The 19763-nt window shown below is 63.7% G+C and carries 22 protein-coding genes; 11 read left to right on the forward strand and 11 right to left on the reverse strand.

Annotated features, from left to right (window positions below; genetic code table 11):
* Positions 1-476: 476 nt before the first annotated feature.
* From NCR39_RS21425 to NCR39_RS21435, 3 genes are all read left to right on the forward strand, one after another.
* Positions 477-746, forward strand: a complete 270-nt coding sequence (locus NCR39_RS21425; RefSeq protein WP_250454081.1) for a hypothetical protein — start codon at positions 477-479, stop codon at positions 744-746.
* A gap of 37 nt (positions 747-783) precedes the next feature.
* Positions 784-2016: an NAD(P)/FAD-dependent oxidoreductase gene (locus NCR39_RS21430; RefSeq protein ID WP_250454082.1), complete on the forward strand. Its 1233-nt coding sequence runs from the start codon at positions 784-786 to the stop codon at positions 2014-2016.
* A 179-nt stretch (positions 2017-2195) separates the two neighbouring features.
* The gene (locus NCR39_RS21435; protein WP_250454083.1) at positions 2196-2624 is read left to right on the forward strand and encodes a hypothetical protein; all 429 of its coding nucleotides are present in this window, start codon (positions 2196-2198) and stop codon (positions 2622-2624) included.
* Positions 2625-2648: 24 nt separating this feature from the next.
* Here the strand turns inward: NCR39_RS21435 and NCR39_RS21440 are convergent, their stop codons facing one another.
* The gene (locus NCR39_RS21440) at positions 2649-3470 is read right to left on the reverse strand and encodes a MetQ/NlpA family lipoprotein (RefSeq protein WP_250454084.1); all 822 of its coding nucleotides are present in this window, start codon (positions 3468-3470) and stop codon (positions 2649-2651) included.
* Between the two features lie 206 nt (positions 3471-3676).
* Here NCR39_RS21440 and NCR39_RS21445 point away from each other — a divergent pair, with 206 nt between their 5' ends.
* The gene (locus NCR39_RS21445; RefSeq protein ID WP_250454085.1) at positions 3677-3889 is read left to right on the forward strand and encodes a hypothetical protein; all 213 of its coding nucleotides are present in this window, start codon (positions 3677-3679) and stop codon (positions 3887-3889) included.
* 243 nt (positions 3890-4132) lie between these two features.
* Here NCR39_RS21445 and NCR39_RS21450 read toward each other — a convergent pair whose 3' ends face one another.
* Positions 4133-4816, reverse strand: coding sequence for an NADPH-dependent FMN reductase (locus NCR39_RS21450; protein ID WP_502800261.1), 684 nt, complete (start codon positions 4814-4816; stop codon positions 4133-4135).
* Between the two features lie 193 nt (positions 4817-5009).
* Here NCR39_RS21450 and NCR39_RS21455 point away from each other — a divergent pair, with 193 nt between their 5' ends.
* The 4 genes from NCR39_RS21455 to NCR39_RS21470 all read left to right on the forward strand — a co-directional run bounded on the left by NCR39_RS21455 (position 5010) and on the right by NCR39_RS21470 (position 8652).
* Positions 5010-5603, forward strand: coding sequence for a nitroreductase family protein (locus NCR39_RS21455; protein ID WP_250454087.1), 594 nt, complete (start codon positions 5010-5012; stop codon positions 5601-5603).
* Positions 5604-5705: 102 nt separating this feature from the next.
* Positions 5706-6485 carry a hypothetical protein gene (locus NCR39_RS21460; protein WP_250454088.1) on the forward strand — a complete coding sequence of 260 codons (780 nt, stop codon included), beginning with the start codon at positions 5706-5708 and terminating at the stop codon, positions 6483-6485.
* A gap of 142 nt (positions 6486-6627) precedes the next feature.
* On the forward strand, positions 6628-7644 hold the full coding sequence (locus NCR39_RS21465) for an ABC transporter substrate-binding protein (RefSeq protein ID WP_250454089.1): 1017 nt from the start codon (positions 6628-6630) through the stop codon (positions 7642-7644).
* Between the two features lie 72 nt (positions 7645-7716).
* Positions 7717-8652 carry a TauD/TfdA dioxygenase family protein gene (locus tag NCR39_RS21470; protein WP_250454377.1) on the forward strand — a complete coding sequence of 312 codons (936 nt, stop codon included), beginning with the start codon at positions 7717-7719 and terminating at the stop codon, positions 8650-8652.
* Positions 8653-8685: 33 nt separating this feature from the next.
* Here the strand turns inward: NCR39_RS21470 and NCR39_RS21475 are convergent, their stop codons facing one another.
* Genes NCR39_RS21475 through NCR39_RS21515 form a run of 9 tightly spaced genes read right to left on the reverse strand, consistent with a single transcriptional unit; the run spans position 8686 to position 16960 of the window.
* Entirely contained in the window at positions 8686-9039 is a 354-nt protein-coding gene (locus tag NCR39_RS21475) for a RidA family protein (RefSeq protein WP_250454090.1), read from the reverse strand.
* 28 nt (positions 9040-9067) lie between these two features.
* The gene (locus NCR39_RS21480; RefSeq protein ID WP_250454091.1) at positions 9068-10240 is read right to left on the reverse strand and encodes an NAD(P)/FAD-dependent oxidoreductase; all 1173 of its coding nucleotides are present in this window, start codon (positions 10238-10240) and stop codon (positions 9068-9070) included.
* Positions 10233-11639, reverse strand: coding sequence for an FAD/NAD(P)-dependent oxidoreductase (locus tag NCR39_RS21485; RefSeq protein ID WP_250454092.1), 1407 nt, complete (start codon positions 11637-11639; stop codon positions 10233-10235). Before NCR39_RS21485 ends, NCR39_RS21480 begins: the two co-directional genes overlap by 8 nt.
* Positions 11629-11982, reverse strand: a complete 354-nt coding sequence (locus NCR39_RS21490) for a (2Fe-2S)-binding protein (RefSeq protein ID WP_040050677.1) — start codon at positions 11980-11982, stop codon at positions 11629-11631. Before NCR39_RS21490 ends, NCR39_RS21485 begins: the two co-directional genes overlap by 11 nt.
* Before the next feature lie 7 nt (positions 11983-11989).
* Positions 11990-13117 (reverse strand): NAD(P)/FAD-dependent oxidoreductase, encoded by a 1128-nt coding sequence (locus NCR39_RS21495; protein ID WP_250454093.1) that lies wholly within the window; start codon positions 13115-13117, stop codon positions 11990-11992.
* Positions 13114-13911 carry an ABC transporter permease gene (locus NCR39_RS21500; RefSeq protein WP_250454094.1) on the reverse strand — a complete coding sequence of 266 codons (798 nt, stop codon included), beginning with the start codon at positions 13909-13911 and terminating at the stop codon, positions 13114-13116. The genes NCR39_RS21495 and NCR39_RS21500 overlap by 4 nt, the downstream gene beginning before the upstream one ends.
* Positions 13912-13926: 15 nt before the next feature.
* The gene (locus NCR39_RS21505; RefSeq protein WP_250454095.1) at positions 13927-14799 is read right to left on the reverse strand and encodes an ABC transporter permease; all 873 of its coding nucleotides are present in this window, start codon (positions 14797-14799) and stop codon (positions 13927-13929) included.
* Complete coding sequence (locus NCR39_RS21510) at positions 14786-15865, reverse strand: ABC transporter ATP-binding protein (protein WP_250454096.1); 1080 nt, start codon at positions 15863-15865, stop codon at positions 14786-14788. The genes NCR39_RS21505 and NCR39_RS21510 overlap by 14 nt, the downstream gene beginning before the upstream one ends.
* Before the next feature lie 48 nt (positions 15866-15913).
* Positions 15914-16960: an ABC transporter substrate-binding protein gene (locus NCR39_RS21515; RefSeq protein ID WP_250454097.1), complete on the reverse strand. Its 1047-nt coding sequence runs from the start codon at positions 16958-16960 to the stop codon at positions 15914-15916.
* 156 nt (positions 16961-17116) lie between these two features.
* Between NCR39_RS21515 and NCR39_RS21520 the strand changes: the two genes are divergently transcribed.
* The 3 genes from NCR39_RS21520 to NCR39_RS21530 all read left to right on the forward strand — a co-directional run bounded on the left by NCR39_RS21520 (position 17117) and on the right by NCR39_RS21530 (position 19727).
* The gene (locus tag NCR39_RS21520; protein ID WP_250454098.1) at positions 17117-18046 is read left to right on the forward strand and encodes a LysR substrate-binding domain-containing protein; all 930 of its coding nucleotides are present in this window, start codon (positions 17117-17119) and stop codon (positions 18044-18046) included.
* 108 nt (positions 18047-18154) lie between these two features.
* Complete coding sequence (locus NCR39_RS21525) at positions 18155-19195, forward strand: zinc-dependent alcohol dehydrogenase family protein (protein ID WP_250454378.1); 1041 nt, start codon at positions 18155-18157, stop codon at positions 19193-19195.
* Positions 19196-19214: 19 nt separating this feature from the next.
* Positions 19215-19727, forward strand: a complete 513-nt coding sequence (locus NCR39_RS21530; RefSeq protein WP_250454099.1) for a flavodoxin family protein — start codon at positions 19215-19217, stop codon at positions 19725-19727.
* Positions 19728-19763: the final 36 nt, after the last annotated feature.

Genomic DNA, 19763 nt, shown 5'->3' on the forward strand with positions numbered 1-19763 from the left:
CCTGTAAGTTAAGCGCTTTAATCCGACCGCGGACGGCGCTTCGCGCAGCCGGCGTCGTTTCATTTTTTGTCTTGTCCCCGGCGCCGTCGATCGTCGCGGATTCCGCTTGTTCTGCTGGCGAGGTGCGCGCGCTGATGACCGCGTCTTAGTCAGATCGTCGGCATTAAAAAATTCGCCGAACATGTGCAGTGAGCGATATCGTCCAAAAGCGTCATGACGGTCTGGAAAAGCCGTTATGTCGCGATGGCCTGTACAGATGAAACCTTCGCGCGAACGCAAGCCCCACGGCCATCGGAGGCCGATGACGACGCGGCACTCCAACGACTGATGAAACTGTCATGGTTCCCGCCTCAATACGGCGCAACGGTTGAACATTCACGGTAGTTCGAGAAGCCCGCTTCCGTATATGTTTGGCCGCCGGCCCCTCACATACCCTCTTCATCACGAACACTGGCATACGTCGGTAGGAGGGTCATATGAGCACCGGTCACGCGTCGCTGCGCATGGCGATCGACAAATGGTTCGATCACACCCAACCGTTGCGGGTGCGTCGCATACAGGTGGAAAGTCCGAACACAGGGCGATGTGTGCGCGTGGAAGGCATCGAAGCGCCGGCGCCGGTCACGATCTACTTCTTCGAACATGAGGGCGGCGACTGGCGGGTCTACCCGGCGATCCGTCGCCCGACGAGCATGGGTGCATTTACGTGCTTAAGCGAACGAGCGTTGCGGCTGTCGCTTAGCTGACGAGATGCCAGAAAAAAAGAGAACTCCGAGGAGTCGCATGAGTTTGAATCGAATCCTGATCGTTGGTGCGAATGTTGCCGGACTGAAGGCTGTAGAGTCGTTACGTCAGAACGGCTTTGACGGAAAGATCGTTCTCGTCGGAGACGAGCTGCATTTGCCCTATGACCGGCCGCCGCTCTCGAAGCAGATTCTCACCGGGGATCTCGATGCATCGGTACTTCCTTATCGCGACGCGCAATGGTTTCGCGATCAGCGGGTCGACGCGCTACTAGGCAAGCGGGCGACTGCGTTGGACGTGGTCAACCAGCGCGTCAGCGTGGACGACGGCGACATATCGTTCGACGGATTGATCATCGCAACCGGAGCGCGAGCCCGCACGCTTCCTTTCGGCGAAGCGTTGAGCGGCATGCACACGCTGCGCACGCTCGACGACGCACTCGCCCTGAAAGAGCAATTGCATGCGGGCGCCCGCGTGGTTGTCATCGGCGCGGGATTCATCGGTGCGGAAGTCGCGTCCAGCGCGCGCCTGATCGGAGCGGAGGTAACGGTGCTCGAGGCGGCTCAAGCTCCGCTGATGCGGGCTTTCGGCGCGACTACCGGGGCGCAGCTCGGCGCGTTGCATGAGCAAAATGGCGTGCAGTTGCGTTGCAATGCGCAGGTGCAGGCCATTCGCGGCAAGGACCGCGTTCAATCCGTCGTACTGTCGGATGGAACCGAGATTCCTGCTGACGTGGTGGTCGTTGGCATCGGTTGCGTGCCCAATACCGAATGGCTCGCGGGTTCCGGGCTGAACATCGACAACGGACTCGTGTGCGATCGAACGTTGAATGTCGGGCACGATCGAATCTATGCCGCTGGCGACGTAGCAAGCTGGCTCAACGAGTGGAGCGGCACGACGTCTCGAAGCGAACAGTGGACGGTGTCCGGCGACCAGGGAAAACATGCCGCTGCGAATCTCCTCGCGGGTCGGGAGTCGGCAATGAGTTTTTCAACCGCGCCGTATTTTTGGTCGGATCAGTACGGCGTGAAGATTCAATCGGTCGGACGCACGGACATCGGTCAGTTGCGTAACTTGACGGGTACGCCGGTCACTCGGCCGTTTCTCGGCGTGTATGAACACGAAGGCCGAGTCGTCGGCGCGTTAGCGATCAATTCACCGAGAGCATTTTCCATCTTGCGCGGCAAGATCAGTTCTTCTGCTTCATATGATGAAGCGATGCTTAGCGTCGAGAAATTCATCACAGACGCAGGCTCCGTGCGTTGCGAGTGAGAGCGTATCCAACTGTCTTGATGAACGCGCCGATACAATGCGGACTCGTCACAATCACGGTAGCCGGCAAGGGCATCCGCGATAGCTTCAGAAAGCGCTCTCCGTCTATGTCGAGAGAAAGCGGACCGTCTTAACCTGAAGACTCTGATTGTCACGTTAGGATATAGCGGAGCGGCATCATGCGAACCCAGACCTTCTTGACCCATCAGCAGATCTTCGATCGCGCTGTCGACCATCTCTTGGCCCAGGGCCGCGCGGCGCTGTTGCCACGCGGCGGTGGCGCGTATCGCGGCTACTGCGGAGGATGCCCCGTAGGCAGTTTCATCAAGCCGCAAGACTATGTCACCGCGATGGAGGGCGTCCCTGTGCGCTATGTCGGCGCGCAATCGTCGGAGGGCATTCCGGCCTATATGGACGCCGGCATTGCGGCGCTCAGGAAGGGCCTGCTCCGCGCACGCATCAACGTGTACGATCCTTCGACAATCAGCCTGCTCAGTTGTCTCCAGAACGTACACGACGTGTTCGGCAAGTGGGAGTGGTCCGAGCGACTTCAATCGATTGCGCGCGAGTTCAATCTGTCGGCTGAACAGATCGAGGCCGCGGCTTGAGCGTCGCGTGATCGCGGTGCGCGTTCAATGTTGCGGCGCGCCTTCCCACGCGGGCAGTGTCGCGCCGTGATAGACCGTCAGAATCGCCGACGCCACGTTCGCCTGCTGATAGCTCTGCACCAGCGTCTTGACCCAGGGCGCTTGCGCATCCTTTGCATTGACCGCGATGAAGTTGCGATACGGATTGCCCGTCACGTTCTCTTGCGCAATGCGTTCCTGCGGAATCTTGATGCCCGCCTTGATCGCCCAGTCGGTATTGACGACAGCAGCGTCCAGATCGCCTATCGCACGTCCGACAATGCCCGCGTCCAATTCCTTTATCTGCACATGTTTCGGATTGCTTGATATATCACGGGCCGTCGGCAGCAAGCCGACGCCGTCGCGCAGCTTGATGATGCCGTTCGCCTGAAGCAGCAACAACGCGCGGCCTTCATTGCTCGGATCGTTCGGCACGCCGATAGCCGCGTTCTGCGGCAATGCCGCCACGGATTTCACCTTGCGCGAATAGAGGCCGATGGGCTGCACGTACGTGAAGCCCACGGGGACGATGTCGTAGTGACGCGCGCTGATCTGCGCATCGAGATAGGGCTTGTGCTGGAACGAATTGGCGTCGAGGTCGCGTTGCGCGAGCGCTTCGTTGGGCTGCGTATAGTCGGAGAAGGTCGTCACCTTCACGGTGATGCCCTGTTTTGCGGCATTCGCGGCGACGGCGCGCCAGACGTCCTCGTCTTCGCCCGACATGATGCCTACACGTATTGTCTGGCCTGCGGCCTGTGCTGCCTGTGTGCCGATGATGATGATGGTGCTTGCGAGCAGGACGGTTGCTAGTGCGGCTTTTAGTTTCATGATCGGCTTTCCCCGTGTGTCGTAAGAGTCCGTGATGCTAGAGGCCGCTGTCTCGCTTGGGAAATGATTTCGGGCGCTATCGTTATCTGCGGCATTCTGCAGAGCGATGCATCGCGCGTGCTTTGCAATGCATTGCACGATATGTCGTTTTGCAGATTTTTTTTGTGCTGCTAGATTGGTCTCGTCACGCAGCGAATGGAGGAGTCATGGCGCACGTTCTCATGCATTGCTTGCGGGCTTTTTCATCGCCGATGGAGCGCGTTATCGAGCGTCGGCGGGTGCGGGGTTATCAGCGTGGACTCAACGCTAGCGCGTCGGAGCGGCTCGAACAGATCGCCATCTATGCTCGGGCCGGGTACTTCAATATGGGGTATACCGTCGATGCCTTTCATATGTCGGCGGATTTTATGCCGCACTGATGTGCTTTCTTTTCGTGTCGGTCTATTAGGTCGCCCCTCCCCGGGGCGGGGGTCACTTTCTTTGCTGCTGCAAAGAAAGTAACCAAAGAAAGCAGCTTTTTCGCCCGCTGTTCTTGTTGACGGTGCACTCCGTAGACACACGTTGGCACTCAGCTTGACACAACCCTGAATCACCTTCCGCGCCCACTGAGCACCACGTCCTCCGAGCCCCCCGGCTCGCTAAAACCATACGCACACTACGCATCAACTCTGCGCCACCGCTACCTGATGTTCCCCCACGTGATACGCATCGCCGAACGCAAGCGCAAACGTGCAAGCCTGTCTTCCCACCGTGCGCAACTGTTCAACCACCTTCGGGTCGGAGCAGGTGTCGCTCGTTTCGAAGCGCGTCTCCAACGTGTTCACGGCCGCGCCGAACGGCGTCGGCCAGCCGCGCAACGCATGCACAATCGAACGCAACGAAGTCAACACCGTGCCCGCTGCCTGCCATCCATACGCCGTCACTATGCCGCCGACCGCGCGGCCATCCAGATACGGACGCTCGTCAAGGCGCAATTCTTCCAGCGTATCCAGCGCATTCTTCACCAGACCCGAGATGCCGCCGTGATATCCCGGCGTCGCAATGACAAGCGCATCCGCCGCACGCACCGCCTCGATCAACTCGTGCTGCTCGTCGGTCAATTCGCGCGTTTCCGGCGCGTAATGCGGCAAGCTTTGCAGGAACGCACCACCGAACAACTGCACGCGCGCGCCGGATTCCTGCGCGCCCTTCAACGCAAAAGCCAATGCGCGTTCAGTCGATGACGCCGGTCGCGTCGTCCCGCCAATGCCGACAACAAGCGGTCTCTTCGATGTTTGATGCTGAGTCAAGATCAGGCTCCCTTCGTATGAGATCGGCAATGATGCAAGCCATGAGCCAGACATCATAACCAGCACGCGCGCACGCCGGAACGCACGAATTCCGCTAAGGATATGCATGAGTGCGGCAGCGCACGCTCACTGTCGCCATAGCGATCGCACGGGAATGCATATCGCAAACGCTTCGTTGCAAGCGCTTCTTTCACGTTATCGCAGACGGTATGCTCGAAACGTTCATCACGTACCCGGCGCATCCATTGCAATGACACATCGACCCGCTCCGACCGATATCGCCATTCATCCGCTCATCGCCGGACGATGGAGCCCGCGCGCCTATGCGGACCGCCCCGTTCCCCACGCGCAGGTCGTCGCGCTGCTGGAAGCGGCGCGCTGGGCGCCGTCGGCGTATAACGTGCAGCCGTGGCGCTTTCTCGTGTTCGAGAAGTCGCAGGACCGCGAGGCGTTCGATCGCGCGTTCGCACTGCTCGTGCCCTTCAATCAGAAGTGGAACGAGCACGCGCAAGTGTTGATCGCCGTGCTCGCCGACACGCTCACCGCGAAAGGCACGGTCAATCCGAGCGCAAGCTACGATGCCGGCGCAGCCGCGATGGCCCTGCTTCTGCAAGCCCACGCGCAAGATTTGGCCGCGCATGCCATGGGCGGCTTCGACGCAATCGGCCTTGCCAGAATGTTCGCCGTGCCCGAGCGCTTCGCGGCGCTCAGCATGATCTCGGTGGCGCATCACGGCGACGCGCGGGCTTTGCCTGCGGAGTTGGTCGAACGCGAACTCGCGCCGCGTGCGCGCTTGCCGCTGGAAGCAATCGCGCACTTCGGCGCATGGAGCGACACCGCGTAGCAGTGACATTAAAGATTCCCGGCGTCCATCCGTTATCCCGTTGTCGGCGTGCCGTAAGACAAGCGGCAGCCAGGATAAACCACAAGACAACGAAGACGCCCCATGAAACTGCTTTCCCGATCGATGCTGCTCGCGCTGCCCGTGCTGGCGGCCTGCGGCGGCGGCGGCCACGACGAATCGTGCGTCACCGACCTCAACAACCTCCAGAGAAGCTGCGTGCCGAAGACGTCGCACGCGGTTCCCGAAGGCATCTGGTACGGCGCGGTGGATAGCGATTTCTCGGTCGCGGCGCAAACCATCGTGCTGGAAACAGGGCAGTACTTCACCGTCTTCACCAAGCAAGGCTCGTTCTCGTGGCTGATCGAAGGCATCATGACGGCCACCAACGGCAGCTTCAGCGATGCCACGACGATCGCCGCCGCTTCCAGCTCGATTCGCGCAGGAGCGCTGTCCGGCACGTTCGCAACGAAGAGCACGCTCAGCGCAACCACGACGCTCGCTTTGAAAGCGGACGATACGAGCACCACGCCCTTCAACGGCAACTACAACGTGACGTACGACACGCCGCTCGCCATCAGCGATGTGGCGCGCACGTGGTCGAGCACATCGGGCATCTTGCCGGCCGCGACGATCACCATCGCCGTCGATGGCACCGCGAAAGGCGCAGCCGCCGATTCGCGCGGACTGTGCACGTTCGCCGGCAGCTTCACGCCGCGCGCCACGGGCAAGCATCTGCTCGACGGCACGCTGAATTTCTCCGGCTCGACGTGTTATCTCAACAACGTGTCCGTGCCCGTCGAAGCGACCGTCGTCAACGGCTTGCTCACGGTGGTCGGCGTCACGCCGCAACGCAACGCCGCGTTCTACTTCTCCGCGCAGTAATCGGGGCCGGGCGGGGCGCATGCGCTCCGCTCATCGCCTTTGCGCGTGAGCGCATATCCCTATCATCCTTTCTTCGTTGGGCGAGAAGGATGCCGCCTGTACAGTGAACGTTCTCGGTGCTTCGCGCCTCAACGTTCATCGTATGACGACATCCGCCCGGCTCACACGCATCTTTTCCTGCATCGCGCTGATCGCCGCGTTCGCCGCGCCTTCGAGTCGCGCGCACGCTGAAGGCAGCGTCAGGATCGTCGATCAATACGGCGTCGGTTCCTTGCTGCTGAAAGTGGCGAAGGACCAGAAGCTGATCGAGAAGGAAGGCGCGCGCGCAGGCCTCGCCATCGACGTTCAATGGACCACGCTTTCCGGCGGCGCGGCGGTGAACGAAGCGCTGCTGTCAGGCGCGGCCGATATCGCGACGCTCGGCATCGGTCCGCTCATGACGATATGGGATCGCACGCGGGGGCATCAGGACTTCCGCGCAATGTCGGCGCAAAGCGCGGTGCCGGTGTACCTCGTCTCGAACGATCCGCGCATTCGCAGCATCAGGGATATCGGCGAGAAAGACCGCATTGCGGTGGTGTCCGTCGCGGTATCGCAGCAAGGGCGGCTCTTGCAGATGGCGTCCGCGCAGGCGTTCGGCGACGCTCAATATGCACGCCTCGATCGCTACGAAGTGAGCATGCCGCACGCGGACGCCACAACCGCGATGCTCTCGGGCAGTTCGGTCATCAGCCTGCATTTCTCGAATGCGCCGTATCAGTATCAGGAACTCGACGATCCGAAGATTCACAAAGTAATCAGTTCTACCGATATTATCGGCGGCCTCGCGACGAGCAGTGTCGCGGTCACATCGGACAAGTGGCGCAAGGACAATCCGAAGACCTACGCGGCGGTACGCGCGGCGCTCGCGGACGCGGCGCGTCTCATCGAAAACGACAAGGCGCAAGCGGCATCCATTTACATCCGGCAGGACGGCTCGAAGCTCGCGCCCGCATTCGTCGAACGCATTCTCAACGACAAGGAAGTCAGCTTCGCCACGACGCCGAACAACACGCTCTCGCTCGGCGCGTTCCTGTACAAGGTCGGCGTGATCAAGCACGAGCCGACGTCGTGGCGCGACTACTTCTTCTCGGACGACCCCAACGCCCAAGGCAGTTGAGCGCCCTTTCATCCATCGAACGGAGACACCTCAGTGAACGCAGCCGTTATCGCCCATGATTCACGCGAAGAGATCGAAGCCCACGATGCCGGTGTGAAAGTCAGTCCGCTGTCGGCGCATATCGGCGCTGAGATCAGCGGCGTCGACTTGAAGCAGACGTTGTCGGCGGCGCAAGTGAAGGCCATTCGCGCCGCGCTCCTGAAGTGGCGCGTCGTGTTTTTTCGCGAGCAGTTTCTGAGTCACGAACAGCATGTCGCGTTCTCCGCGCAGTTCGGCGAATTGACGGTGGGACATCCGGTGTTCGGTCATGTCGATGGTCACCCGGAAATCTACTCGATCTCCAAGTTCCGCAAGGCGACGCGTTTCGAAGGACAAGCGCTGCTGCGTCCGTGGACCGGCTGGCATACGGACGTGACGGCGGCAGTGAATCCGCCGTTTGCATCGATACTGCGCGGCGTGACCATTCCGCCCTATGGCGGTGACACGCAATGGACCAATCTCGTGATCGCGTACGAGAAGCTGTCCGCGCCGTTGCGCGCATTCGTCGATGGCTTGCGCGGCGTGCATCGCTTCGCGCCGCCACAAGGCGCGAGCGGCACGCATGCGTTCTCGAAAGCGGTCGATGCACGCACGCTGATCAGCGAACATCCGCTCGTGCGCGTGCATCCGGAAACGGGTGAACGCGCACTGTATGTGAGCCCGAGTTTCCTGAAGCAGATCGTGGGACTCGCGCCGCGCGAGAGTCAGGTGTTGCTCGAACTGCTGTGGGAACATGTGACGCGGCCCGAGTTCACGGTGCGCTTCAAGTGGGAAGCGGGCAGCATCGCGTTCTGGGATAACCGTGCGACCGCGCATCTCGCGCCGAGCGATATCTTCGACCTCGACTTCGATCGCCAGCTTTATCGCACGACGCTCGTCGGCGATGTGCCGGTCGGACCGGATGGAAGAGCGTCGGTGGCGATCGAAGGATCGCCCGTGGGTGCAGCGGCTGCGATAGCGATGAACTAGCGCGCTCATCGCCATTCACGCGCGATAACGCGATCAGGCCAGCGCGACGACCGCGATCTCGACGAGCAACTCGGGAGCGGCGAGCTTCGCCTGCACGGTCGCGCGCGCGGGCGCGTGGCCTTGCGGCACCCATGCGTCCCACACGGCGTTCATGCCGGCGAAGTCGCGGTCGATATCCGCGAGCCACACTTGCGCGGACACGAGCCGCGTCTTGTCGATGCCGGCTTTTTCGAGGAACGCGTCGATCTTGTCCAGCACCTTCGCGGTTTGCAGCTTGATATCGGGCGTGTGATCGGCGGATGTCTGACCGCCGACGAACACGAGCCCGCCCGCCTTGACGACACGGCTCATGCGCTGATTGGTTTCAATGCGAACGATATCGCTCATGCGTGTTCTCCGGTGTTGAGTATGTGATTCAGTGAGTGGCGAGATGCCTGACATGTGCGTCTGAAGCAGCCACGCGCGGTTCGAATCGGTCGATGGCGAATGCATCGAGTGAAAGGGATGGCGCGCCATCCAGCATCAGTTCCGACACGAGCTTGCCGCAGCCCGGTCCCAGTTGAAAGCCGCTGCCGCAATATCCGAACGAGTAATAGAGATTCGACGCCTTGCGGCTCGCGGATATCACCGGCAGTTCATCCTCGGTGAACGCTTCCACGCCGGCCCATGCGCGATTCACGCCGAGATGACGCAGATGCGGGAAGAGATCGGTGACGGTCTGCGCGCTGCGCACGAGGCGCATGAAATCCACTTCGCCATGACGATTCGCCAACTCCGCAATGCCAATCAGCTTGCCGCCGATCACCACCGTGCCGTTGTCGAACTGCTTGAACGAGAGCGGGCGGCCCGTTGCGCCGAGCGTCGCGCGACAGAAGGGCGCGACGCGATGCGTGACCATCAGCATCAGCCCTTCCGGATGCACCGGCACCGGTTCGCCGACTTGCTTCGCGAGTTCGCCGGACCACGCGCCCGCGGTGACCAATAGCTTCTCCGCGCTGAACGCGCCCTGCGGCGTGTGTGCGAACCACCGCGCGCCGCGCTGTTCGATGCGCCGCACCGGCGTGCCTTCGAGAAACCACACGCCGAGCCTTTGCGCCGCAAGGCGAAACGCCGTGGTCGTGCGAAAGGGCAGCGCATAGCCATCGCGCTCGACCCAAATGCCGCCCGTCACGTGCCGCGCGAGCGCGGGTTCCAGTTCGCGCACGGTCTCGCGATCGATCACCTTCTCATGCGTGAAGCCGTGCGATTCGAGCAGCGCGACGCGTTCGCGGCACGCTTCGAGTTCATCGTCGGTCTCGGCAATCTTTAGTTGTCCGGATGGAACGAAGCCGCCATCCTCGCCGATGAGTTCGGTCATGCCGTGCCATATCTCGCGCGACATCAGCGCGAGCGGAATCTCCGGCAGCGGACGCCCGAGCGTGCGCACGCCGCCCGCGTTCACGCCGGACGAATGACGCGCGACGTAATCCGCTTCGAGCACGATGACCTTCGCGTCGCGACGCGCCAGATGGAACGCGCTGCTCGTGCCGTGCAGGCCGCCGCCGATCACGAGCACATCGGCTTCCTGTACCGCGCGTGCGTCATTCACCGGCGAGTTCTCCGAGCGTGAGCGGCTTGATCGGCGGACGAATGCGGTAATAGCCCACTTCGGCGGGCGACACGCGCCGCGCATCCGCGATGACTTCCGTCACCGTCAGGCCGCACATGCGACCCTGGCACGGGCCCATGCCGCAGCGCCCGAACGACTTCGCCTGATTCGGTCCCACACAACCCAGTTCCACGAACTTGCGCAACTCGCCCGCCGTGACTTCCTCGCATCGGCACACGATGGTCTCGTTGCGCGGAATGCGGTTGACGTCGCGCGGACGATAGAGGCTGTCGAGAAACGGCCGGATGCGCAGCACGCCCGCGAGCGTGCGCCGCTGGGCAAGCGCTTCGGCATCGCGCTTCGCGTCGTTGATCGCGCCGAGTTGCGCGGCCACGGCGAGTCCCGCGAGCATGCCCTGCAAGGCCGCCGCCTGCGCGCCGCCGATACCCGCGCCATCGCCCGCGACGAAGATGCCGGGCACATCCAGCTCGCCCCATGCATCGACCTTGGGCGTAAAGCAGAGCTGTGCGTCGTCCCATCGATGCGATGCGCGCAACGCCTGCGTGAACTGCGTGTTCGGCACGACGCCCTGATGCAGCAGAATCACATCGGCTTCGATGCGATGCGCCGCGCCTTGCGTCGTGAAGGTGAGGGCGGCTGCGCGCTCCACGTTGTCCGTGCCGATGCGCGCTTCCACGCGCAGATCGTCGGCGGCCTCGAAGATCGGCACGCCGGCTTCGCGCAACGTGCGGATCAGTTGCAGTCCCTTCGACAGGAACGGCCACGCGCGCAACGCCGACAGCATGTGACGCTTCGCGCGCCAGCGATCTTCGTGGCGCGTCGTGTCGACCAATGCGCGGATCGGCACGCCCGCGCGCACGTATTGCCAGCCGAGCAGATAGAGCAGCGGCCCGCAGCCCGCGAGCACCGGCGGCGCGGCAGGCACTTCGCCCGCGCTCTTCAAGAGAATCTGCGCGGCGCCCGCCGTGAGCACGCCGGGCAGCGTCCAGCCGGGAATCGGGAAGGGGCGTTCCAGCGCGCCGCTCGCGAGAATCACGCGTTGCGCGTCAAAGCTGCCGATCTTGCCGTCCTTCAGATAATTGACGCCGCGTTCGCGCGTGACCTGCCACACGGTCGCGTTCGTGATATGGCGCGCGCCGGAAGCAGCGAAGGACTCGGCGATGGTCGCGCCCGCTGCATAGTCGGGGCCGAGTATCTGCTTGCGCTGCGTATCCGCTTTCACGATACCGCGATAAATCTGCCCGCCGACGGCGTCCTGTTCGTCGATCAAGACGGTCTTCAAGCCCGCGCGCGCCGCGACGGTTGCCGCGCGCATGCCGGCGGGGCCTGCGCCGACGACGACCACATCGACGGCTTCGGATGCGAAATCAGCGGCCATGCGCGTTCTCCAGAGGGGCATCGGTGAGATTCATCGGCGGCAGATCGCGCGCGCCTTCCTGCGAGCGAATCCGCATGCCGGCCTTCACTTCGACCATGCAACTCTGGCGGCTCGGCACGCCGTCTATTTCGACGAGGCATTCGAAGCACGCGCCCATCATGCAGTACGGCGCACGCGGCGCGCCCGAAACCGGCGTCGCACGAAAGCGCGACACGCCCGCCGCGAGGAGCGCCGCCGCGACCGAACGGCCGCCCGGCACGGACAGGCGCTGATCGTTGAACCAGATGTCGATGGCCGCGCCTTCGCCGTTTAGCGGCTTGAACAACGTCGTGTGAGAAGTCATGTCGGATTCAGTGTGCGAGGGTCAGTTGTTCGGCGTTCTCGAAACGGCGCGCGGAAAACGCGGGCAATTCGTCGGGCATCGGCGCGCCCGCGATCCACGGCGCGATGCGCATCGCATGCGCCGCCGCGAGCGTCACGCCGCTATGACACGTGACGACGAACGCGCCCGGATGCGCTTCGGACTGGTTGTAGATCGGGAAACCGTCGGGGCTGTAGACGCGCAACGCGGCCCACATGCGCACGAGGCGCACGTTCTGCAGCATCGGAAAGGCGCGCACGCCGCGACGCGCGATGTCGGCGAGCACGTGCGTCGTGGTGAAATCGTTGAAGCCGACTTCTTCCATCGAATCGCCGAACTGCACGGAACCTTCGTCGGTTTGACGCACGTTGAGCGTCGGATAGTGAAGAAACGGCGCGACGCGTTCGCTCACGAGCACTTGCCCGCGATTCGGCGCGACCGGCGCGTTCAGCCCGACGAACGGCGCGAGCGTGCGATTGCCGAGGCCCGCCGCGAGCACCACGCGCGATGCGCGATACGTGCCGCGCTTGCCGTGCACGACGAAGCCGTTCGCCTCGGGCACGATGCGTTCCGCGCGTTCGCCCGACACGAGCTTCACGCCGCGCGCCTGCATCGCGACATGCAGCGCCCGCAGCAGCTTGAGCGGATTGACGTGGCCGTCCATCGGCGTGTAGCTCGCGCCGATCACCGTGGGGCCGATTTGCGGAATGCGCGCGCGCACGTCGGCGGCATCGAGCATTTCGTAGGGATAGTCGCCCAGTTCCGCCTTCAGCGTCGAGAGGCGTTTTTCGCGCTCGGCGAGTTCGGCGTCGTTGAAGCAGAAGTGGAATCCGCCCGGCTGCTTGAGCGCCACGTCGATGCCCGTTTCCTGCAACAGCGCGTCCGCCAGTTGCGGCCAGCGCGTGGCCGAACTGCGCGACCATCGTGCATAAGGGGAAAGACCGTAGCCCTTGCCCTGAATCCACACGAGGCCGAAGTTGCCGCGCGAGGCGCGGAAACCGCCGTCGTCCTCGTCGAGCACGGTCACGCGCGCGCCTTCGCGGGCGAGGCCGTATGCGACGGCGGAACCGACGAGGCCGCCGCCGAGCACCAGCACGTCGGGGCTGGAAGATGTCATCGCGCTTCTCCGATCAGAATGCGGTCGAGTCCGACCATGCGGTCGAGCAGGATCATCAAGAGCACCGTGCCGACGATCAGCACCGCCGACACCGAAGCGACCAGCGGATCGATCGTCTGCGCGATCTGGTTGTACATGGCGACGGGCAGCGTCGTGGTGCCGGGCGTCGCGACGAAGATGGTCATCGTGAGTTCGTCGAAGCTCTGGATGAAGGACAGCACCCAGCCGCCCGCGACGCCGGTGCGGATCATCGGCAGGACCACGCGGCGAAACGCGGTGAAGCGGCTCGCGCCACACGAGAGCGCGGCGCGTTCGGCATCGCGATCCAGTCCGACCGCCGACGACAACGCGAGCCGCAGCGCATACGGCAGCACGATGATGACGTGCGCGCACACCAGCGACCAGAACGATCCCGACAGATGCATGAGCGACAGGAAGCGCAGGAACGCGATGCCGAGCACGACCGCGGGAATCATCATCGGCGAGAGAAAGAAGCTCGTGAGCGCGGCGCGGCCCGGAAAGCGATAACGCGCGATGGCGAGCGCGGCGGGCACCGCGAGCAGCACGCCGATGGTCGCCGCCGCGAACGCGAGGCGGACCGACAGCCAGAAGGCCGCGACGATGTCGCCGTTCTCGAGGATCGCGCGGAACCAGCGCAGCGACGCGCCATCGAAGGGCATCGAGATGAAGCCTTTGTCCGTGAACGCGACGAGCATCACCACCGCGAGCGGCGCGATGATGAACGTGAGAAAAAACGCGTTATAGACGAGGCCGAGTATGCCGTTCTGTTTCATGTCCTTGCCTCGCGCTCAGTCGAAGATATGCTTGAAGCGGCGTTCGGCGAGCCGGCTGCAGCCCATCACGATCGCCACGTTCGCGATCAGCAGCAGCACCGCGATGCTCGCGCCGAGCGGCCAGTTCAGCGTGCCCAGGAATTCGTCGTAGGCGGCGGTGGCGACCACTTTCAGACGCCGTCCGCCGATGAGCGCGGGCGTCGCGAACGCGGATGCCGACAACGCGAACACGATGATCGATCCGGACAGCACGCCCGGCATGATCTGCGGCAACACCACGCGCCGAAACACCGCGAACGGCGATCCGCCGAGCGAGCGGCCCGCCCATTCCACCTGGCTGTCGAGCTTCTGCATGTTCGCCCACACGGACATCACCATGAAGGGCACGAGAACGTGCGTGAGCGCGATGATCATGCCGGTCATCGTGAAGACGAGGCGAATGGGTTCGTCCGTGATGTGCAGCGCCTGCAGCACGTTGTTGAGCACGCCGTTGTTGCCGAGCAGGATCTGCCAGCCGAGCGTTCTCACGACCACGGAAATGAGCAGCGGACCGAGCACGATCAACAGGCACAGCGACTGCCACGGCCGCTTCATGCGCGCGAGCACGATGGTTTCCGGCACGCCGAGCACGATGGACAGCAGCGTGACCGCGAACGCGAGTCCCGCCGTGCGCAGGAAGATCGTGCCATAGTAAGGATCGCTAACAACGTCCCAATAGTTCGTCAGTGTGTACGTGCTCTGAATGCCGGCGGTGTCGCTGAAGACGCGGAACGACAGCATCAGCGTGAGCAGCAGCGGCACCAGCAGGAGGCCGATGAAAAGCAGCAGCGCGGGGCCGGACAACAGCCACGGCGCGGCGCCGGGACGCGCGTCGTCAAGCGTGGCCATGCGCGCCTCCCGCCGTGTCTTGCGTGAGCACGCGCAGATCGTCGTCGGTCCATGCGAGTCCGACTTCATCGCCTTCCTCGGGTGGCGGCGCGCCATGATTGGGCTGCGCCACGCGCAATTTGCCGAGATGCGTCTCCACTTCGAGCAGCCATTGATTGCCGACGAACACGCGCGTGGAAATGCGTCCGCGCACGCGCGCATCGCCATTGGAAAGGTGCAGCTTTTCGGGGCGGATATAGACGTTCACCGCGCCATCGACATGACGGCCTTCGTGCGGCACATGCAGCGTCGCGCCCGCGACGGATACTTCCGCGCAACGCGGATTGCGCCGCAGCACTTCGCCCGAGAACGCATTCGTGCGCCCGAGGAACGTCGATGCGAACGGCGTCGCGGGGCGTTCGTACGCGTCGTACGGCGTGCTCAGTTGCGCGATGGTCCCGCGATGCATCACCGCGATGCGATCGCTCATGGTCATCGCTTCGACCTGATCGTGCGTGACGAGAATCGTCGTGATGCCGAGGCGCTTCTGAATGGCGCGCAACTCGATGTGCATCTCTTCGCGCAGCTTCGCGTCGAGGTTGGACATCGGCTCGTCGAGCAGCAGCAGTTCGGGTTCCATCGCAATGGCCCGCGCGATGGCCACGCGCTGCCGCTGGCCGCCCGACAGTTCCTTCGGATAGCGATGCCCGAGGCCGTTGAGCCGCACGAGCGCGAGCGCTTCGGCCACGCGCGCTTCGCGTTCCTTGCGCTTGACCTTGCGCATTTCCAGCCCGAAGCCGACATTGCCCGCAACCGTCATGTGCGGAAAGAGCGCATAGCTCTGAAACACCACGCCGATGCCGCGCTTCTCCGGGCGCTCGTGCGTGATGTCGCGGCCATCGAGCAGAATGCGGCCCGTGCTCGGCGTGACGAAGCCCGCGACCATTTGCAGCGTCGTCGTCTTGCCGCAGCCCGAAGGCCCGAGCAGCGAGAGAAGTTCGCCGCGCTCGACATCGAGATCGAGCTGCTCGATGGCGGTGAAATCGCCGTAGCGTTTGGAAATGCCTTGCAGCGTCAGGAAGGCCATGCGTGTTGCTCCTTCATCGAGTCACGTGCACCAGAGCCGGTGTGGGAATCAGCGTTCGACCGAACGGTTCCAGCGCTCCGTCCATTCCGTGCGATGCTGGTTGATGCTCGTCCAGTCCATCGGCGTGAGCTTCGCGATCTGATCGGGGCCGTAAGGCACGCGCGCGGCGACGTCCGGCGTGAGCTTGACCGTCTTGTTGACAGGACCGAGACCGATGGCCTGCGCCTGCATCGCCTGCACTTCGGGGCTGAGGAGGTACTGCACGAATTGCTGCGAGAGCTGCGGCTGCGCGTTCTCCGCGATGGCGCATGCGGCCACCTGCAGCGCGACCGCGCCTTCCTTCGGATAGACGAACTTGAGCGGAAAGCCCGTGTTTTGCAGGGCCACGGCGCGGCCGCTGCCGTAGGGCGCGAGAATCACGTCGCCGGATTGCATCTGGCCGTCCATCTCGCCGGGCGTCGGCGCCCACGAAAGCACGTTCGGCGCGACCTGCTTGGTCATCGCGGTGAAGCCGGGATCGATGTTCTTCTCGCCGCCGCCGTTCAGGCGCGCGAGCATCACGAGCGTGTGCAGGCCATACGTGTTGGTGATCGGCGGCACGCCGAGCTTGCCCTTGATGCGCGAGTCCGTGAGCACCTTCCACGAATCGGGCGGCGGCAGGCCCGCCTTCTTGAACGCTTCCGCGTTATAGCCGATGCCGGTCGCCACCATGCCGACGCCCACCGCCGTCGGCCCGATCTTCGCGAGCGGATAGAGGTCGTTCATCACGGGCGCGTCTTCGATCTTCGCGCAGAGGCCGAGCTGCATCGCCTGATACATGGGGCCGTCGTCCATCACCGCGACGTTGATCTGCTGGTGCCCCTTTTGCGCCTGCAATTTCGCGAGCGTGTCGCTGGAATTGCCGGCGACATAGACGATCTTGACGTCATGCGCCTTCTCGAAAGGCGGAATCACCTTCTGCCGATACAACTGCTCGTTCGAGCCGCCCACGTTGGCGACATAGAGCGTCGTTTCGGCATGCGAGAGCAGCGGGGCAGCGAGGCAGAGTGCGGCGAGGGCGGGGGCGGACAGACGGCGATGCAACGCTCTTTTCATGACGACGATCTCCAGTTCCGGTATGTGCGGGGCGGCTTCGAACCTGAGCCTGAGAGGCAGTGTCGCGCTCGCGGTTTATATCGTCCAATACGAATAAAATACCTATCCATGCAAGAATGATATGGATCATGGTTGTTCCGATGAGGGAAAACGCGCATGAATCTGAAGCACATCGAGGCGTTTCGCGCGGTGATGGTCTCGGGATCGATGACCGCCGCCGCCAAGGCGCTGTTCACGTCGCAGCCCAACGTGAGCCGCCTCATTTCACAGCTCGAACGCGACACGGGCCTGCAACTCTTTCAGCGCAGCGGCGTGCGCCTGATCCCGACGAGCGAAGGCACCGCGTTCTTCCGCGAAGTGGAGCGGGCGTTCGTCGGCTTGCAGGGACTCGCCAACGCAGCGGCGCAAATCCGCAATCTGGGCAGCGGGCGCCTTCGCATCGCGGCGATGCCATCGGCGGGCATGACGCTCGTGCCGCATGCCATCAAGCGCTTCGTCGCGCTGTTTCCTGAAGTCACGGTGTCGCTGCACGTGAATACGTCGGGCACGATCAACCACTGGACCGCATCGCAGTTCTGCGATCTGGGCGTGGCCGTGTATGTCAGCGAGGCGTCGGACTGCGAGATCGAGCAGCTTTCCAGCGTGGCGGCCGTGTGCGTGATGCCGGCGGCGCACAGGCTCGCGGCGAAGCGCGTCATCCGGCCCGAGGATCTCGAAGGCGAATCGTTCATTTCGCTCTGTCACGGCGACGGCACGCGCGCCATGATGGACGACGTGTTCCAGCGCGCGGGCGTCAATCGCGTGCTCGCCATCGAGGCGCAATACACCGCGATGTGCTGCGAAATGGTGCGGCACGGCATGGGCGTGACGCTCGCGCATCCGATCGTCGCGCGGGACTTCGCGGGGCCGGAGATCGCCATTCGGCCGTTTCTGCCGGCCACGCTGTTCCCGATGTATCTGCTCTTTCCGCCGCACAGGCCGCGCGAGCGGCTCGCCACCGCGTTCGTCGATGTCCTGCGCGGACTGCAGGACGAATTGCTCGCGGAAGTCGTGCCGCAAAAGCGTATCGCGCGCGCGGCGCGTTGACGTTTTCGCACGCGCTTCGCGCATCGCTTGACGCAGGTCAAGGGGCGTTTTCGCCGCGCGAATAAAGTGGCCGGGTTCAACTAACGCCAATGCGTGAGGAGCCCGATGATGAAAGCACTCGTCTACCACGGTCCGGGAAGAAAGTCGCTCGACGAACGTCCGTTGCCGAAGGTCGTCGCGCCCACGGATGCGATCGTCCGCGTGACGCGCACGACCATCTGCGGCACCGACCTGCATATTCTCAAGGGCGACGTGCCGACGTGCGAGCCCGGCCGCGTGCTCGGGCACGAGGGCGTGGGCGTCGTCGAGCATGTCGGCGCGGCGGTCGCGGCGTTCAAGCCGGGCGATCACGTGCTGATCTCGTGCATTTCGTCGTGCGGAAAATGCGATGCGTGCCGGCGCGGCATGTACTCGCATTGCGCGACGGGCGGCTGGATTCTCGGCAACAAGATCGACGGCACGCAGGCCGAATACGTGCGCATTCCGCACGCCGACACGAGCCTCTATCCGGTGCCCGCGGGCGTGGAGGAAGAAGCGCTCGTGATGCTGTCGGACATTCTGCCGACGGGCTTCGAATGCGGCGTGCTCAACGGCCGCGTGCAGCCGGGCTCGACCGTCGCGATCGTCGGCGCGGGACCGATCGGGCTCGCCGCGCTGCTCACCGCGCAGTTCTACACGCCGGCGCAAATCATCATGATCGATCGCGACAAGCATCGGCTCGAAGTGGCGAGCACGTTCGGCGCGAGCGCGTGCATCGACATCGCGCGCACCGATCCCGTCGCGGAAACGCTGCGCCTGACCGACGGCGCGGGCGTCGATTGCGCGGTGGAAGCGGTGGGCGTGCCGTCGACGTTCGAGCTGTGCCAGGCGATCATCGCGGCGGGCGGGACCATCGCGAATGTCGGCGTGCATGGCGTGAAGGCGGACCTGCATCTGGAAACGCTGTGGGACCGCAATATCAACATCACGACGCGGCTCGTCGATACCGTCAGCACGCCGATGCTGCTCAAGACCGTGCGCGCGGGGCGGCTCGCGCCGAAGCAGCTCATCACGCACCGCTTCGGGCTGAACCGCGTGCTGGATGCCTACGACACGTTCAGCCGCGCGGCGGAGACCGGCGCGCTGAAGGTGATCATCGAAGTGGCGTGAAGCGCGTTCCTTGCGGAGAATGGCCGTGTCCAGAGTCCTCGTGGTCTGCTATTCCCGAAGCGGCCGGACGCGCGCGGTCGGCGCGGCGATCGCCAGACGGCTCGAGGCCGATTTCGAAGCCGTCGCAGAGCCTGAGGATCGCGCGGGGCCGATCGGCTATGCGCGCGCGATCATCGATACCGTGTTCGGACGCACCGTTCGCGTCGACGCGCCCCGGCACGAGCCCGCGTGCTACGAGCTGGTGGTCATCGGCACGCCGGTCTGGGCGGGCACCGTGAGCGCGCCGGTGCGTTCGTGGATTCTCGCCAACCGGCGCAAGCTGCCGTACGTCGCCTTTTTCTGCACGGAGCACATGCGTGGCGAGTCCACCGCATTCAGGGACATGACGGCGACGAGCGGCAAACAGCCGGTGGCGCGCTGTGCGATCAGGGGCAATCCGGGCGCCGAGGACGAACGCCGCATGCTGGATGCCTTCGCCGATCGCATCCGGCGCAAGCTCGCGCGCATCGACAAAGTGGAGTGGGTCGTCTGATTCCGGCATGACGCTGTGAAGTCAGTGCTTCAACGC

The sequence above is a fragment of the Caballeronia sp. ATUFL_M2_KS44 genome (genome assembly GCF_023630965.1).
GTDB classification, from domain to species: Bacteria; Pseudomonadota; Gammaproteobacteria; order Burkholderiales; family Burkholderiaceae; genus Caballeronia; species Caballeronia concitans.